General features: G+C 72.0%; 14 protein-coding genes, 1 tRNA gene and 1 pseudogene. 7 read left to right on the forward strand and 9 right to left on the reverse strand.

What is annotated here, in order from left to right; genetic code table 11:
• Positions 1-105: 105 nt before the first annotated feature.
• The 3 genes from pgi to argS all read left to right on the forward strand — a co-directional run bounded on the left by pgi (position 106) and on the right by argS (position 4205).
• Positions 106-1773: a glucose-6-phosphate isomerase gene (pgi, locus tag G7070_RS10670; protein ID WP_166233725.1), complete on the forward strand. Its 1668-nt coding sequence runs from the start codon at positions 106-108 to the stop codon at positions 1771-1773.
• A gap of 37 nt (positions 1774-1810) precedes the next feature.
• On the forward strand, positions 1811-2458 hold the full coding sequence (locus G7070_RS10675) for a SanA/YdcF family protein (protein WP_246227022.1): 648 nt from the start codon (positions 1811-1813) through the stop codon (positions 2456-2458).
• Positions 2459-2570: 112 nt separating this feature from the next.
• Positions 2571-4205: an arginine--tRNA ligase gene (argS, locus tag G7070_RS10680; protein WP_166233727.1), complete on the forward strand. Its 1635-nt coding sequence runs from the start codon at positions 2571-2573 to the stop codon at positions 4203-4205.
• Between the two features lie 16 nt (positions 4206-4221).
• On the opposite strand, the pseudogene ppgK reads toward argS, so the two are convergent.
• The 4 genes and pseudogenes from ppgK to G7070_RS10700 form a co-directional block, all read right to left on the reverse strand.
• Positions 4222-5024: pseudogene (gene ppgK / locus G7070_RS10685) on the reverse strand (polyphosphate--glucose phosphotransferase).
• Complete coding sequence (locus tag G7070_RS10690) at positions 5021-6541, reverse strand: PH domain-containing protein (protein WP_166233728.1); 1521 nt, start codon at positions 6539-6541, stop codon at positions 5021-5023. The pseudogene ppgK and the gene G7070_RS10690 overlap by 4 nt, the downstream one beginning before the upstream one ends.
• Positions 6542-6971: 430 nt before the next feature.
• Positions 6972-7529, reverse strand: a complete 558-nt coding sequence (locus G7070_RS10695; RefSeq protein WP_166233729.1) for a PH domain-containing protein — start codon at positions 7527-7529, stop codon at positions 6972-6974.
• A 36-nt stretch (positions 7530-7565) separates the two neighbouring features.
• A complete protein-coding gene (locus G7070_RS10700; RefSeq protein ID WP_166233730.1) occupies positions 7566-8183 on the reverse strand; it encodes a DUF1707 SHOCT-like domain-containing protein in 618 nt (205 codons plus the stop codon).
• 143 nt (positions 8184-8326) lie between these two features.
• Between G7070_RS10700 and G7070_RS10705 the strand changes: the two genes are divergently transcribed.
• The 3 genes from G7070_RS10705 to G7070_RS10715 all read left to right on the forward strand — a co-directional run bounded on the left by G7070_RS10705 (position 8327) and on the right by G7070_RS10715 (position 9790).
• Positions 8327-8397 (forward strand) — tRNA-Gly (locus G7070_RS10705).
• Between the two features lie 105 nt (positions 8398-8502).
• On the forward strand, positions 8503-9132 hold the full coding sequence (locus G7070_RS10710; protein WP_166233731.1) for a hypothetical protein: 630 nt from the start codon (positions 8503-8505) through the stop codon (positions 9130-9132).
• 73 nt (positions 9133-9205) lie between these two features.
• The gene (locus tag G7070_RS10715; RefSeq protein WP_166233732.1) at positions 9206-9790 is read left to right on the forward strand and encodes a hypothetical protein; all 585 of its coding nucleotides are present in this window, start codon (positions 9206-9208) and stop codon (positions 9788-9790) included.
• A gap of 126 nt (positions 9791-9916) precedes the next feature.
• Here the strand turns inward: G7070_RS10715 and G7070_RS18730 are convergent, their stop codons facing one another.
• The 5 genes from G7070_RS18730 to G7070_RS10740 form a co-directional block, all read right to left on the reverse strand.
• Positions 9917-11677: a collagen-binding domain-containing protein gene (locus G7070_RS18730; RefSeq protein ID WP_246227024.1), complete on the reverse strand. Its 1761-nt coding sequence runs from the start codon at positions 11675-11677 to the stop codon at positions 9917-9919.
• A 305-nt stretch (positions 11678-11982) separates the two neighbouring features.
• Positions 11983-12558 (reverse strand): type II toxin-antitoxin system PemK/MazF family toxin, encoded by a 576-nt coding sequence (locus tag G7070_RS10725; protein ID WP_246227026.1) that lies wholly within the window; start codon positions 12556-12558, stop codon positions 11983-11985.
• The gene (locus G7070_RS10730) at positions 12555-13175 is read right to left on the reverse strand and encodes a hypothetical protein (protein ID WP_166233733.1); all 621 of its coding nucleotides are present in this window, start codon (positions 13173-13175) and stop codon (positions 12555-12557) included. The genes G7070_RS10725 and G7070_RS10730 overlap by 4 nt, the downstream gene beginning before the upstream one ends.
• A gap of 54 nt (positions 13176-13229) precedes the next feature.
• Positions 13230-13826, reverse strand: coding sequence for a TetR/AcrR family transcriptional regulator (locus tag G7070_RS10735; RefSeq protein ID WP_166233734.1), 597 nt, complete (start codon positions 13824-13826; stop codon positions 13230-13232).
• A 151-nt stretch (positions 13827-13977) separates the two neighbouring features.
• The gene (locus tag G7070_RS10740) at positions 13978-15486 is read right to left on the reverse strand and encodes a succinyl-CoA:acetate CoA-transferase ScpC (RefSeq protein WP_166233735.1); all 1509 of its coding nucleotides are present in this window, start codon (positions 15484-15486) and stop codon (positions 13978-13980) included.
• Between the two features lie 157 nt (positions 15487-15643).
• Here G7070_RS10740 and lepB point away from each other — a divergent pair, with 157 nt between their 5' ends.
• Complete coding sequence (gene lepB, locus G7070_RS10745; RefSeq protein WP_206079733.1) at positions 15644-16390, forward strand: signal peptidase I; 747 nt, start codon at positions 15644-15646, stop codon at positions 16388-16390.
• Positions 16391-16470 lie beyond the last annotated feature (80 nt).

A 16470-nucleotide genomic window follows, 5' to 3' on the forward strand; every position in this document is an offset into this window, starting at 1 on the left:
TCACGGCGGCCCGTCCCTTCGGGGCGGGCCGTTCCGCGTCGCAGGGCCGAGAAACCGCCCGCGGGACGGCCGCCACGCGCTTGCCCGAGCCAATAGGCTTCCCCCATGATCGATCCCACCAAGACGGACGCCTGGGCGACGCTGTCCGACCTGTACGAGGGGTTCACCCCCGACCTGCGCGGCTGGTTCGAGGCCGATCCGGGACGCGCGCGGGAGTTCACCCGCACCGCGGGCGACCTGTACGTCGACCTGTCCAAGAACCTGGTCAACCACGCGATCCTCGACACCCTGTGCCGCCTCGCCGACGAGGTGGGCCTCGGTGAGCGCCGCGACGCCATGCTGCGCGGCGACCGGATCAACGTGACCGAGGACCGCGCGGTGCTGCACACCGCGCTGCGGCGTCCCCGCGGCGACGTGCTGGAGGTGGACGGACACGACGTCGTCGCCGACGTGCACGAGGTGCTGGACCGGGTCTACGCCTTCGCCGACCAGGTCCGCTCGGGGGAGTGGACCGGCGTCACGGGCGAGTCGATCACCACGGTCGTCAACATCGGGATCGGCGGCTCCCACCTGGGGTCGGTCATGGTCTACGAGGCCCTGCTGCCCTACAAGCCCGAGGGCCTGGAGTGCCGTTTCGTCTCCAACGTCGACCCCAGCGACATCTACGAGAAGACCGTCGACCTGGATCCGACGCGGACGCTGTTCATCGTCGCGTCCAAGACGTTCACCACGCTGGAGACGATCACCAACGCGCGCCTGGCGCGGGAGTGGCTGCTGACCGGGCTGGTCGAGTCCGGCGCGATCGAGGACACCGACGCCGCCCGCGCCGAGGCGATCGCCAAGCACTTCGTCGCCGTGTCCACCGCGCTGGACAAGGTCGCCGAGTTCGGCATCGACCCCGCCAACGCGTTCGGGTTCTGGGACTGGGTCGGCGGCCGCTACTCGGTCGACTCGGCCGTGGGCACCGCCATCGCGGTCGCGATCGGGCCGGACAACTTCGCCGACTTCCTGGCGGGCTTCCACGCGATCGACGAGCACTTCGCGTCGGCGCCGTGGAAGGAGAACGTGCCGGCCCTGATGGGGCTGCTGAACATCTGGTACACCGACTTCTTCAACTGCCGCAGCCACGCCGTCCTGCCGTATGCGCAGTACCTGCACCGGTTCCCGGCCTACCTGCAGCAGCTCACGATGGAGTCCAACGGCAAGAGCGTCCAGGCCGACGGCGATCCCGTCACCACGGCGACCGGCGAGGTATTCTGGGGCGAGCCCGGCACCAACGGCCAGCACGCGTTCTACCAACTCCTGCACCAGGGGACGCAGCTGATCCCGGCCGACTTCATCGCGGTGGCGACCCCGACGCGGGCGCTGCGCGACGGCGACCAGGACGTCTATGAGCTGCTCCTGGCGAACTTCTTCGCCCAGACCAAGGCGTTGGCGTTCGGCAAGACCGCCGCCGAGGTGCGCGCCGACGGGGTGGCGGAGGAGCTCGTGAGCGCGAAGGTGTTCTCGGGCAACCGCCCCTCGACGTCCATCATGGCGCCGGCCCTGACCCCCTCGGTGGTCGGCCAGCTCATCGCGCTGTACGAGCACATCACCTTCGTCGAGGGCGTCGTGTGGGGCATCAACAGCTTCGACCAGTGGGGCGTCGAGCTCGGCAAGGTGCTGGCCAAGCAGATCACGCCCGCGCTGTCGGGCGACGAGGCGGCCTTCGCCGAGTTGGACCCGTCCACGCAGGGGCTGATCTCCTACTACGAGTCGCACCGCGAGGGCTGAGTCCTTGGCCTCCCGGCAGCGGCGTCGTCGGCGTCCCGTGCTGCGTGTCCTCACGGTCGCGCTGTGCGTGGTCGCCCTCGGCGTGGGCTCGATCGCCGGGCCGGCGCTGTGGACGCGGTGGATGGCGCGCGACCGTGTCCTGACGCTCGCCCAGGCGCCGGCGCGCGACGTCGCGATCATCTACGGCGCGGAGGTGTACCCCTCGGGCCGGCCGTCGCCGTACCTGCGGGCGCGGCTCGACCTCGGCGCCGCGCTGTACAAGGCCGGCAAGGCCAAGGCGTTGATCGTGTCGGGCGATGACGCGGCCTCCCACAACCGCGAGGCGACCAGCATGAAGAAGTACCTGGTCTCGGTCGGCGTGCCGGCGGCGAAGGTCGTCGAGGACGCCTACGGGCTGGACACCTACGACACGTGCGTCCGCGCCCGGGACGTGTTCGGGGTGACGTCGGCGCTGCTGGTCAGCCAGCGCTACCACCTGCACCGAGCCGTGGCGACCTGCCGGGCGGTGGGTGTGGACGCCGTCGGCGTCGGCGACGTCTCGGTGAAGAAGACCTCCAAGCGCTGGGACGAGTTCGCCCGCCGCGAGTTGGGCGCCAACCTGAAGATGGTGTGGGACCTGGTCACCTCCCGCGCGCCGGTGCAGGAGCCCCCCAGCGACGCCGTGAAGCGGGCCCTGGCCGCCTGATCCCCGCGGCGCCGGCCGACCGACGCTCGCCTCGCCGCCCGCCCGCGGCGGGGCGGTGGCCGCCGCGCAACCCGGGTGCGGGTCGGCATCCGTCCTGTGGGATCATGGGGTAATGCAATCCCTCGCCTCTCTGCTCTCGTCGCGGGTCGAGGCGGCCGCCGGAATCGACCCCGAGATGCGGCCCGCCACCAAGCCCCAGTTCGGCCACTTCCAGTCCAACGTGGCCCTGCGCCTGGCCAAGAGCGAGGGACGCCCGCCGCGCGAGGTCGCGGCGAGCCTGGTGGAGCGCATCGACGTCGCCGACCTGTGCGAGCCGCTCGAGATCGCCGGCCCCGGCTTCATCAACTTCCGGATCCGGCCCGAGGTGCTGGCGCGGGCGGCGTCCGACCTGCTGGCCGACCCGCACACGGGCATCGACCAGGCCGAGACGCCGGCGCGGATCGTCATCGACTACAGCTCGCCGAACGTCGCCAAGCAGATGCACGTGGGGCACCTGCGCACGACCATCATCGGCGACTGCTTCAACCGCGTCCTGACCGCGACCGGCAACACGGTGATCCCGCAGAACCACATCGGGGACTGGGGCCGCCAGTTCGGCATGCTCATCGAGCAGGCCCTCGACGAGGAACTGGACCTGGACGGCCTGGACCTGGCCGGCGCCGAGGAGCTCTACAAGCGCGCCAACGCCCGGCTGAAGGCCGACGAGGGCTTCGCCGACCGGGCCCGCGCCCGCGTCGTCGCGCTGCAGGCCGGCGACGAGGAGACGCGCGCCATCTGGCAGCGGCTCATCGACGTGTCCAAGGTCGGCTTCAACGAGGCCTACGACCGGCTGGGCGTCCTGCTGACCGACGCCGACATCGCGGGGGAGTCGTCCTACAACGACCTGCTCGAGGGCGTCTGCGAGGACCTGGAGGCCCGCGGCATCGCCAAGATGGACGACGGCGCCCTGGTGGTCTTCGTCGACGGCTTCGACGCGCCCGCGATCCTGCGCAACAGCCACGGCGGCTACGGCTACGACGTCACGGACGTCGCCGCGCAGAAGTACCGCGTCGACGACCTGCACGCCGACCGCATGATCTACGTCACCGACGCCCGGCAGCACCACCACTTCGAGCTGGTGTTCGCGGTGGCGCGCAAGGCCGGCTACGTGCCGGACACGGTCTCGACCGAGCACGTCGGCTACGGCATGGTGCTCGGCGCGGACGGCCGTCCGTTCTCCACCCGCGAGGGCACCGCCGCCTACCTGATCGACCTGCTGGACGCCGCCGAGGAGCACACCACCCGCCCGGTGGCCCTGGCGGCGATCAAGTACGCCGACCTGTCCAACCAGCTGCAGAAGGACTACGTCTTCGACCCGGAGCGGATGACCGCCACCTCGGGCGACACCGGCCCCTACCTGCAGTACGCGCACGCCCGAGCCAGCCGCATCCTGCGCAACGCCGCGGACCAGGGCATCGCCTGGGACCAGGTCACGGCGCTCACCGAGCCCGTCGAGCAGGCGCTCGCCCTGCAACTGAGCCGCTACGGCGAGATCGTCGCCGGCGTCGCCGCGGACCTGCAGCCGCACAAGCTGTGCACGTACCTGTTCGAGCTGGCCTCGACCATGAGCGTGTTCTACGAGCAGTGCCCCGTGCTGAAGTCCGACGGCGAGGTGCGTACGTCGCGCCTGGCGCTGTGCGCGACCACCCGCAAGGTGCTGGCCTCCGGCCTGGGCCTGCTCGGCATCGAGGCGCCCGACCAGATGTGAGGACGCCCGCCGGCGCTCAGGAGCCGGACGCCTCCGCGGCGGCCTGCTCCTTGAGCGCGTCGGGGTGCTTGCGCCGCTGCTGGGCGAGGTAGGCGGCGCCCACGATGCCGGCGGCGTTGCGCAGTTCGGCGGGGATGATCTTCGTGTTCAGGTTCAGCAGCGGCAGGAACTTGTCGGCGTTCTTGCTCACGCCGCCCCCGACCACGATCAGGTCGGGCCAGGTGAGGAACTCCAGCTTCTCGTAGTACTTCTGGAGTCGCGCGGCCCAGTCCTCGTAGCTGAGGTGCTGCTTGTCGCGCACCGACGCGGCTGCGAAGGACTCCGCGTCCTTGCCGTCGATCTCGATGTGCCCCAGCTCCGCGTTCGGGATGAGCACCCCGTTGTGGATGAGTGCGGTGCCGATGCCGGTGCCCAGGGTCGTCACGATGACCAGGCCGGGGTGCTTCTTGGCCGCCCCGTACCGCACCTCGGCGACGCCCGCGGCGTCCGCGTCGTTGACCAGCACGATGTCGCGACCCAGCAGGTCCTCGAAGATCTTCTCGGCGGGCGCATCCACCCAGGTGGGGTCGATGTTGGCCGCCGAGCGGGTGACGCCGTGCGTCACGACGGCGGGGACCGTGATGCCGATCGGGCCCTTACCCAGTTGGTCGGACAGCTGGTCGACGATCTGCTTCACGACGCCGGCGACCGCTTGGGGGTGGCGGGCTGCGGGGTGGGGATGCGGATCCGCTCGGTGGCGAACTCGCCCTTCTTGAGGTCGACGATGGCGCCCTTGATCCCGGAGCCACCGATGTCGATGCCCAGCGCGTGCTTCTTCATGGACGCAGCCTAGCGAGGCTCCTGCGCGGGGAAGGGGCTTCCGTGGTCTGCCGAACAGTGTCCGGACGTAGTGCGGTCGAGGGCGTCCAGAGGTCGGCCTCCGCTTCGGACGCCTCGTGGGCCGGCGCGGCGAGCTGCCACGCGGCGCCCGAAGGGGGTGGCGAGGTGAGCTCCTGGTTGCGGGCCGCGCGGGCGGCGTCCATCTCCCCGAAGGCGAGCCGGCGCGCCTGGTCGGCCTGGAGATGCTTGATCCGCGTGCGGTCCAGCTGGCTGGCGGTCAGCGCGACCACGCTGGCCAGCCCGAGGCGGCGCTCGAAGGGGCCCTGGTGGAGTTGCATCGACTGGAGCCGGGCGTGCGGGATGATCGTCTGCTGCCGCTCGAACCAGCCGTCGCGCACGGCCACCACCCGGCTGTCGGCGGCGTACCCCAGCCACGACCACGACAGGGGCGAGAGCCAGCGGGCGCGGCGCGGCGTCCGGCGGAAGCGCAGGTCCTGCAGCCTCAGGTCGGGCCACAGGGCGGCGAGCGCCGTCTGGATCTGGCGCGGGTTGCCGATCGGCAGGTAGATGGTCGAGGCGTCCTGCGCGTCCTCGCCCGACGGCATGCCCAGCACGGTGAGGGTAAGGCGGGCGCGCTTCAGGGGCCGCCAGAACAGCGGCTGGCTGATCTTGACCGACTGGACGCGATGGGCCGGGATCGTGTGGCTGTGCAGCGTCGTGAGGCCGCGCGTGATGCGGATGCCGGCCGGCGTGACGGCGAGGGTGAAGTTGAACTGGCCGATCAGCCGTTTGGACAGGAAGCCGCCGATCGCGAGCAGCAACGGCACGACGCCGACGCCGAGCGCGATGAGGGGCTGCTGCAGCCAGATCGAGATGCCGAGCGGGACGAGGAAGGCCAGCAGCAGGAACGGCAGCTCGGTGGAGAGCAGCGCGCCCAGGACGATCTCGCCGGGGTTCAGCCGGATGAGCACCTGGTCGCCCTGGCCGGTGTCGTCCCAGGCGGACGCCTCCCGGCGGGTGTCGCGGGTGGTGACGTGCTGCCGGTGCGCCCGCGCCATCAGGTAGTCGCGCACCTCGGTGGCCCGCTTGCGGGTGAGGAAGGACAGCTTGGTGGCGGGCTCGGAGCCGACCTCGACCGACAGCTCCGCGAGGCCGAGCAGCCGGGCGGCCAGCGGCTGATTGATGTCGACCGACTGGATCCGGCTGTAGGCGATCCGCTTGCTCTCCTGGAACGCGCCGGTGTTCTCGACCCGGAGCTCCTGGTCGTCCATGACGAGCTTGGTCGTCCACCACGTCCAGTAGTTGGTGCCCAGCGTGACCAGCAGCGCGGCGATCAGGCCGAGCATCCACCACGGCGTCTGGGCCAGCAGCGGCCCGAGTTCGCCGATGTCCTCCCAGCGCAGGTTGCCCTGCGCGAGGGCGGAGATCAGCGCGTAGCCACCGGCCAGCACGAAGATCCACGCGCGGACCAGCGGGCTGAGCGGATGCATCCGCTCCTCGGTGCGGCCCTCGGGCACCTGGGCACCCGGCGGGCCCGCCGGGGTGTTGCCGGGCGGAGGGAAGGCGGCATGGCCGGGCTGAGGGAAGGGGGCGTGGCTGGGCGGCGGGTCGTAGCGGTAGTCGGGGCGTCCGGGCGGCGTCGGGTCGGGGTCGGGGCGTAGCGCGCGCCGTGGTCGGGTGCGTCGCCGTCGGCCTCGGCGGGCTCCGGCGCGAACCGGCGCGCGGGGTGCGGCTCGTCCTGGTCCTGGTGGTGGGGCGGCGCGGTGCGGACGCGGTCCCCGGTCGCGGGGTCGGTGTCGGGCGGGGTCGCGGTGCGGCGCGGGCGTTCCTCGCCCGCGGGGTCGGTGTCGGGCGGGGTCGCGGTGCGGCGCGGGCGTTCCTCGCCCGCGGGGTCGGGACCCTCGCGCGCGGGATCGCGCCGCGGGTCGTCGGGGAGGCCGGGCGTCGTCACAGGCCCGACCCCTCGGCGTCGGAGAGTTCGATGATGAGGTCGCGCAGGGCGCGCGCCTCGTCGCCCGGCAGGCCCGGGATGGTGGCGTTGGCGGCGAGGCTCGCCGTCACCACGTCGACGTTCGCGAGCCCGAAGGCGCGCAGCAGGGGACCCGAGGTGACGCGCACCATCTGGATGCGTCCGAACGGGATGATGCTCAGGTCGCGGAACCACAGGCCCTGGACGACGCACAGGTCCTTGTCGCGGCGGGCCCACCCGGTGGCGCGCACGACGCGTCCGGCGCGGACCCAGCGCCACAGCCACCACAGCAGGCCCACGCCGGCGACCACGAGCGGCGGCCAGGTGGGGAACGGGACGAACAGCCACGCGGCGACCGTGAGGGCGCCGAAGACGATCAGCGTCCCGATGGACAGCGAGATCCGGCGGACGGTCGCGAGCTTGGGCGACACGCGCCGCCAGGCCTCGGCCGGTGGCGCGAAGGGCTCGACGGCGCGCTCGGGCGAGCCGTCCAGGCTCGGATCCGGGACGAAGGCAGCGTCGGGACTGGTCTGCATGGTTTCAGCCTACGGGGCGGGGCCGGGTGCGAGGGGTCAGGGCTTCGGCCCCTTCGCGTCGATCCCGCCGAACATGACGAGGCCCTTGAGCACGATCGTGGGGGCGCCCGGGGCGGGGTCGATCCGCTTCAGGTCGGTCCCGCCGAAGAGGGCGAGGGTCTCGTTGCGGACGTTGACGCCGGGCGGCACCACGATGTCCACGCCGCCGAACCCGCAGATGATGTTCATCTCGATCACGTCGGAGGCGAAGGTGGCGTTGCGGAAGTCGAACCGCGAGCCGCCGAACAGGGTCAGGTTGGAGATGTGGCGCCGCGCGCGCCAGCCGCCGGTGCGCTGCATCGAGCCGAACATCGCGAAGGTGGTGTCGGCGGCCTCGTCGGAGGTGCTGCCGTCCAGGCTCGGGGCGCCCGCGGAACTGAACGCGCCGACGGCGCGTCCCTGGTTGGTGCTGGGCACCAGGTCGGCGGTGAGCGCGCGCAGATCCTCGAAGGTCCTGGCCTCCATCGCCTGGGCGACCCGGGTGTCGTGTTCCTCGCGCGTGAGCCGGCCCTCCGCGTAGGCCGCCGAGAGGAGGTCGGAGACCATCGCGCGGTCGCTGTCGCCCGCGCGCATCCCGCCGGCGGGACGCCGCTGCTCGGGTGCGTTGTCGATCATGACAACACGGTAGGTCGCCGCGGGCGCCCACGGCAGGGCGCGGGACGCCAACCAGGGACGAATCGGGGAGTGCCCTGCAGGGCCGGACGACATGCGCGCGGCCCACCGGGGCCGCTATGATGCTCGGGTTGCCTCGGCGACGCGCGGGCGTAGCTCAATGGTAGAGCGCCAGCTTCCCAAGCTGGACACGCGGGTTCGATTCCCGTCGCCCGCTCTCTTCATGCCCGGACGCCGTCTGCGGTGTGGCGCCGGTGTCGACTTCCGCCGGGGATCCCCCTTCCGCCCGTTCGGGACTACCGTTCGTGGTGGGGTGGTCGCGATGGCGCGGCGGCGTTTCCGGGGGCTCGTGGCGGTGGGTGCGCTGATGGTGCTCGTCGCTGGTTGCGCCGCGTCCGTCCCCCTCGCCGCGGACGTCGACCCGCCCGGCGTCGTGTCGGAGGCTGCGCCCACGGCGTCCACGGGCGCACGCGGGACGCAGGGGTCCGTCGCGATAGGCGGCCCGGGACTTGGCGCGGTCTCGATCGAGGTGGAGGCAGCGGTCTCCCGGTTCGCGAGCCCGACGCACCGCATCCTGTGCGAGGTCGCGCGCGACCGCGCCGCCTGCACGCTGCCGCTCGGCATGAACCGGATCGGCGTGCCGTCGCCGGAGCGCGTCTGCCCGGGTGGTGTCGGCACCGTCTCCCGCGTCGAGATCTCGCCCACGGGCATGACGTTCCGGTGCGGGACCGTGTTCGGCCCGTGGGCCGAGCCCGCGACGTCCAGCACCCGGTGGGCCGACGGCCTCGACGTCGGCCTGACGGGCGGCATGGTGACGCTTCCCGACGGCTGGACGCTGGCCGCCCCCCGCGTCTACTGCTCCAGTGCCGACGCCGGGGTGACCTGCATCCACATCCCGACCGGCGAGGGCTTCCGCGTGGCGCCGGCCGGGGTGACGCGCGTGCACGTCTGAGTCGCGGGCCCGCCGCGTCGCGTCCGGGCGCGTCGCTAGGGTGGTGGGCCGAACCCCCGACCCAGGAGCCACCATGACCGGACTGGACCTCGTCTACCGCCGCGACGACGACGGCGTGCTGCACTACCGCGATGCCTGGACCACCCCGGACGCCGTGATGCGGCACACCGGCAAGGTGGGCCACATCGGCGCCCTCCGGCCGCGCCGCACGAAGGACGCCGCGGCGGCGAAGCAGGCCCTGGCCGAGTTCGCGGCCGAGTCGGAGGCTCTGGGGTTCGCGCCGTTCCCCGAGGACGATCGCGCGTGGGTGGTCCTGCAGTACTGGGCCGTCACTCCGGACTTCTCCCATGTTCAGGACGCCCGCATCATGTCGGACCTGTGGGACGCGCTGAGCGGCCACCTGCTGCGGCGCGGGCTGGGGGACTGCGACGGCTACGACGTCGGCGGCCACCCCGAGAACCCCGACCACGCCCGCTACGTGAAGGTCAACTGGTTCTGCCCGGTGGTGGACGCCGACCTGGGCGTCGCGGCGGTGCGCGGGTTCATCCGGGCCTTCCACGTCGGCTCGTCGGCCGTGATCGGGGTGCGCCCCACGCAGGACGCCGATTACGAGCTCGCCTACTCCCCGCGCAAGAGCGACACCGGCTTCTGGATCTAGGGCCATCGGCACCGTCGCACCGGACGGGTGTCACGCGCGCCCCCAGCGTCGGGAACGCGAGCCCTCTCCCACTACGACGAACGGCGCCGACCCGGCAGGGTCGGCGCCGTTCGTCGTCTGGCTCGATCAGGCGTTGCGACCGGCGTAGGTCCCGGCGATCAGCAGGGTCGCGCCCAGGGTGATCGCCACCAGGGCCAGCCACGGCGCCGCGGCCGGGACGTCCGTGCCGGTCTGCGGCAGCACGTCGGTTCCGTCACCGGTGCCGGGCGTCGGCGTGGGCCCGCTCGGGGTGCCGGCGCTGGGGGTCGCGCTGGGCGACGTGACCGGTCCGGAACTCGGCTCGGGATCCGGCGTCGGGGACGCGGTGTCCGAGGGCTCCGGCGTGGGCGTCACCGTCGGATCCGGGGTGGGCGTGTCGCTTGGCGTCGGGGTCGGCGTCGGCGTGTCGCTCGGGGTGGGCGTGGGCGTCGGCGTGTCGCTCGGGGTGGGCGTGGGCGTCGGCGTGTCGCTCGGCGTCGGCGTCGGGGTGGGGGTCGGGGTCGGGGTTGGGGTGTCGCTGGGCGTGGGCGTGGGCGTCGGCGTGGGGGTGTCGCTGGGCGTGGGCGTGGGCGTCGGCGTGGGGGTGTCGCTGGGCGTGGGCGTGGGGGTCGGCGTGGGGGTGTCGCTGGGCGTGGGGGTGGGCGTCGGCGTGGGGGTGTCGCTGGGCGTCGGCGTCGGCGTGTCGCTCGGCGTGGGCGTCGGGCCGGGACGCTCGGCGCAGGGCAGCAGTCCGTTGAAGGTGTGGTGGTGGATCTCCCCGCCGCCCTGGCTCGTGATGTCGCGCGCCAGCCACTGGCCGTTGGTCGTGACGCCGGAGTTGAACGCCAGCGACGCGTCGGGCGCCCAGATCGCGCCGAGGGTGAGGCCGTCGACGCGCACCTCACCGGTGACCTGCGAGAGGTCCAGGAAGATCGAACGGGCGTAGTGCTGCTGGGCACTCTCGGACGGGGACCAGCCCTCGAACCGGAGTTCGCCCAGCGTGGTGGTGCCGGCGGGCACCCGGATGACGAGCGGCGCCTGCGCGGTCGGCGCGTAGCCGCCGGCGCGGTCGAGCTTGATCGTCCGGCCCGCGATCGCCGGCAGGTCGATGACGTTGGGCCGCGTGGTCGAGAACCCCGACACGAAGGCCATGCCGTGCTCCTCGGTGACGGTCACCCGGTTGACGAGGTCGGCGTCGGGGGCGTACATCGCGGCCAGGCACTGGTTGGTCCGCTCGATGCCGGCGCGCAGCCCGCCGAGGTAGGCGTCCACCCCGGACTCGGCCGTGGCGAGGGCGGCCACGTCGGCCCCCTCGAACGGGACGGCCTTCAGGTCGAGGATCCCGCCGGAGGCGTTGGCCACGCGCAGGAAGTCGCGGCCGGCGGCCGGGCCGACGCCACCGCCGCGTCGGCCCCCGGTGAGCCCGGCGACGTCCACGAGCTTGACGGTGGCGACGGCCTCGTTCGAGGTGGGGGCGATCGAGCGGGAATCGTCACGGTTGGAGACGTCGAAGGCGCCGGAGCCCGCGAAGGAACCGGCGAGGATGCGGACCGGGACGCCGTCCACGAGCGGAACGGTGTAGTCGGGTCGGCCGGCGGCCTTGTGGATGACCGGGTAGCCGTTCTGGTTCCCGGAGGCGATCGAGCCGAACACGGCGATCGAGCCCTCGAGCTCGGAGTTGGCCAGGCGGGCGTCGCCCAGCGACACCAGGGTGAAGCCGGCATTGGTCTCGAAGGGCTGGTACGTGGTGACCGCGGCCGAGGCCGGTGACCCGATCAGCACGGTCGCGCCCAGCACCCCGCCGGCGAGCGCCGTGGCCGCCATCGTCCTGCGCAGCCGCTCGGCGACGCGCCCCCTCTGCAAACCCACGGTTGATCCCTCTCCTGGGTGGGTGCGTTCTCGCTGGGGGCGAAGCCGTCTGCGCACGATTCAAAAAAAGAAAGACCCCCTGCCGGCGCGTGCCGATCGGGGGTTGTCCCGGACATGTTAGGAAATTCGTCAACCCCGCTGCAAATCAGCGTAATGAGAGCGCTCTCCGCGGTGGGAAAATTTCACTATGCTACGCACGGTGGAGAGTTGTTTCTTGTGGCGGTGAGCCGGGGTGAATCCCCTTGTCCCGCGGCTGTGGCCGGTTGGAAAGAAACGTCAGGCGCAACTTGCCGGTCGGTGGGCCGTCAGGGCAGGCGCCGGCGCATCTCGGCCACGACGACCTCGAAGGTCGCGCGGCTCACCGACACCGAGACGCGGCGCACGGCGTCGGGATCGACCCGGATCACGCGGTTGACGCGGACCTCGCTGGCCCGGCCCTGCGGATCCCAGGCACCGGTGCCGATGTCGACCCAGTAGCGGCCCTCCCGGGCCTCCTGCCGCGCGTCGCGGTCGTGGTCCACGCTGGTCATCTGCAACGCCAGCAGCCACGCCCCGTCGCGCCCGACCAGCAGCACCGGCCGATCCTTGCCGCGGGAGTGGTCCTCCTCGTAGGGGACCCAGGTCCACACGATCTCGCCGGGATCTGGCCGCTTGCCGGGCACCGGGACGTAGGCCACCTCCGGCATGCCGCGGAAGTCCCCCGGGTAGCCGGACGCCGCGGGCGCCCCCGACGGGCGCCGGGGAGCGCCGGGAGATGTGGACCGCGGGCGGGGCGACCGTCCGGCCGGCTTCTGGGTGTCGCGCAGCCAGGTCCGCAGCCCGGTGCGCAGGGTGTCGCCCAGGATGCGCCCCAGCGCGTCCATCAGTCCCCGGTTGCTCATGCGAGGTACCGGGGCAGCGGCCCGTAGAAGATCGAGCGCTCGGCCGGGGGCGGCGGCGGCACCGGATGCCTGCGCGCATGCCAGGCGGCGAAGAAGGCGCGGGACGCGGGCAGCCAGATCGCCCCGGCGGCCGCGGCGATCGGGAGGATGCTCAGCGCCATCCAGAGGTTGCCGAGCAGCGACAGCAGGGAGACGCCGACCGCGACGAGCGCGGCGACGCGCGTCCAGCCGTAGCCCTGCCACGCGTAGTAGCCCGCGATGATCGCCCCCGCACTGACCAGCAGCGTCACGGCGAACAGCCCGGTGACCATCGCGATCCGGATCAGCGACCCAGGCTCGGTCTCCACCACACCGTTGAGCCAGGCGGCGCCGGCGAACAGGTCGACGTCCTTGGAGCGGTAGAACGCCACCAGGACGCCGGCGACGACGGTCGCCACCCCGAGGTACGCGGCCACCACGGCGACCCAGATCGACCAGGGACGCCGGGGGTCTCCGCTCACCGGATGGATCGAGGTGTCGCGCGGGGCCTCGACGACGGCGATCGCGCCGGCGTCCGGGGCGGGCTCGACGGCCGACGCGGCGTCGTCGGCGCGGTGCTCGGCGGGCTCGGTCGACATGGCGCCCAGTCTAGGCGGCGGCGCGCCGACCGCGCCGCGGCGTCCCGTCGCGCGTCACCAGGGTTCGACCAGGTAGTGCTGCAGGGTGTGGCCGACCGGTCCCGCCAGCGTCCGGGCGGACGCCGCCGCGAGCGCGGGCAGCCGCAGGGTGTCCCGCCCGACGACCGCGCCCAGCAGGGCGGTCGCGGCGAGCTGGGCGCGCAGGACCGCGTTGGCGTGGCCGAAGTGCGTCGCCACGGGGACGAACACCTCGCGGGCGACCATCTCGGTCATGGCGCGGCTGCCGGTCACCTGGGCGGGCACCAAACCGCCCAGGTACTCCTCGTAGCCGGGCTGGTCGTGCAGTTCGAGGAAGATCCGAGCGGCCCGGCGTCCCACCTGGTCCGGCGGGCCCCCGAGCACCTCGGTGAGGTGGTCGGCCGGGTCCCAGGTCGTCCCCATCACCGACAGGGTGAACAGGTCGACCTTCGAGGTGAAGTAGTGGTGGACGAGAGCCGGGTCGACGCCCGCCTCCCGCGCCACCGCGCGCAGGCTGACCTTGTCGTAGCCCTCCTGGTGGAACAATCGGGCCGCCGCGTTCCGGATCGTGCCCTTGGTGTCGTCGTGGCCGGGACGCCGTCCGCGCGGGCGCGCCGCCGCATTCGTGGCCATGATGGCTCCTTCCCTGGCTCGTGGGGTTCCCGCCGATGGGAGTGGACACATGCTGCTCCGCGAAGGCGTCCACGCACAAGCCGAACCGTGCCCGGACGTGCTGACGGGCGCCGCCACCGAACCGTATCGGTGGCGACGCCCGCTGCGTGAATCAGGCCTGCTTCATCGACCCGGTGTCGAGGAAGCGGCGGTGCCAGGCGTGCGCGCGACCGAGGTCGTGCGGGGTGTGCTCGGCGTTGGAGACGGCCGCGGCGTGCTCGATGTACTCCTTGAGCATCTCGCGGTAGTCCGGGTGGGCGCAGTTCTGGATGATCACCTTGGCGCGCTGCTTGGGCGACAGGCCACGCAGGTCGGCCACGCCCTGCTCGGTGATGATCACCTGGACGTCGTGCTCGGTGTGGTCGTGGTGGCTGACCATCGGCACGATGGCGGAGATGTCGCCGCCCTTGGCCAGCGACGGCGACACGAACACCGAGATGTAGGCGTTGCGCGTGAAGTCCCCGGAGCCGCCGATGCCGTTCTGCATCTTCGAGCCCATGATGTGGGTGGAGTTCACGTTGCCGTAGATGTCGGCCTCGATCATGCCGTTGCAGGAGATGACGCCCATGCGGCGGATCGCCTCGGGGTTGTTCGAGATCTCCTGCGGGCGCAGCACGATGTGGTTGCGGTAGTGGGCCGCCTTGTCGTTCATGAGCTTCGCCGCGTCGGGCGAGAGCGAGAACGCGGTGGCGGACGCGACCAGCAGCTTGCCGGAGTCGATCATGTCGACCATGCCGTCCTGGATCACCTCGGTGTAGGAGGTGAGCCGTTCGAACGGGCCCTCGTTGAGGCCGACGAGCACCGCGTTGGCGATGTTGCCGACGCCGGACTGCATCGGGAGCAGATCCTTCGGCAGCCGGCCCTGGGTCACCTCGTTGCCGAGGAAGTCCAGGAGGTGCTCCGCGATCGTCTTGGACTCCTGGTCCAGCGGCTTGAACGGGGTGTTGCGGTCGGGGGAATCGGTCTCGACGACGGCGACGACGCGGTCCCAGTCGATGTCGAAGAACTTCGAGCCGATGCGGTCGCCGGGGGCGGTGATCGGAAGCGGGACGTTGTGGCCGGGCATCTTCATCGAGTAGACGTCGTGCATGCCCTCGAGATCCTCGGACTGCCACGCGTTCACCTCGAGGATGATCTTGTCGGCCTTCTCCAGGTACACGTTGTTGTTGCCGATCGACGACGACGGCACCGCGGTCCCGTCCTCGTTGATCTTCGTGACCTCGATGACGGCGGCGTCCAGGTTGCCCCAGAAGCCGTACCGCACCTGCGGGCCGGAGTGCGAGAGATGCACGTCGCTGTACTCGGAGACGCCGGCGTTGATCTTGCCGCGCATCACCGGATCGGACTGGTACGGCATGCGGGTGGAGATGCCGTCGACGGCGGCCAGGGCGCCGTCGTGCTCGGGGGCGGTGGACGCGCCGGTGTAGGACGCGATCTTGAAGGCCTCGCCCTTGTCATGGGCGGCTTGGATCTGCTCGGCGAGCGCCTCGGGAACGGCCTTGGGGTAGCCGGCGCCGGTGAACCCGGAGAAGCCGACGCGGTCGCCGTCCTTGATCTGCTTGGCGGCATCCTGCGCGGACATCACCTTGGCGCGAGCCTTGTCGTTGGCAATACGCGACATCTATTTCCTCCCTGAAATGACGCTCCTTGGCCGTCAGCCTAGCGGGGGTGGCCCGATGTCAGGCCTCAAATCGACCGGTCCGGGTGGCTCCGCCTCCGCGCCGAGATGAAAGCGCCCGAAAGGCGGACACGTATCCTGGTGAGGAAAGGGGGTCCGCGTGAAGCAGGACGAGTCCACCCACCCCGCACCCGAGGCCGCCGGCGACGCGGAGCCCGGAGCGACGCCCGTAGCCCGACGCCGTCAGGTGCCGTTGTGGCTCGCGATCCTGGGCAACCTCGTCGTCGCCCTGGTGATCGTGTCGGTCGTGCAGGCGTTCCTCGTCCGGGTCCACAACGTGGCGTCCGGGTCCATGGAGCAGACCCTCGGCGTCAGCGACCGCGTCCTGTCCTCCGATCTGCCGTACCTGGCGTCCTCGCCGGCGGTCGGCGACATCGTCATCTTCGGCCACGGCGAGACCTGGAACGACGCCGGCCTGCCGCCCTCCGACGACGCGTTCGTCAACGCGGCCCGCGGGTTCGGCGACGTCACCGGGATCGGGACGTCGAGCCGCACGTACACCGTCAAGCGCGTGCTGGGGACCCCCGGCGACGTCGTGTCCTGCTGCGACGCCACCGGACGGATCGTCGTCAACGGCATGGCGATGGTCGAGCCCTACCTGTACGAGGACCTGCCCTTCGAACTCGGCGTCCTCGACTGCAACTCGGCTCCCATGTCGCCGCGGTGCTTCGGCCCCGTCCCGGTGCCGCGCGACGGCTACCTGGTGATGGGCGACCACCGCTCGAACTCCGCGGATTCGGTCGCCGCCTGCCGCGGCACCCGCCGCACCGAGTGCGCCAAGTTCGTGCCCGCCGAGCGGATCACCGGCAAGGTCATCGCGAAGGCGTGGCCGCCCGGGCCGATCTAGGCCATCCGCGGGACGCCGAACCGCACAGACATGCCGCAGGGGCGGTGTCCGAACCTCCCGGACGCCGCCCCTGCGGTGAA

The sequence above is a fragment of the Propioniciclava coleopterorum genome, assembly GCF_011393335.1.
Classification (GTDB): domain Bacteria; phylum Actinomycetota; class Actinomycetes; order Propionibacteriales; family Propionibacteriaceae; genus Propioniciclava; species Propioniciclava coleopterorum.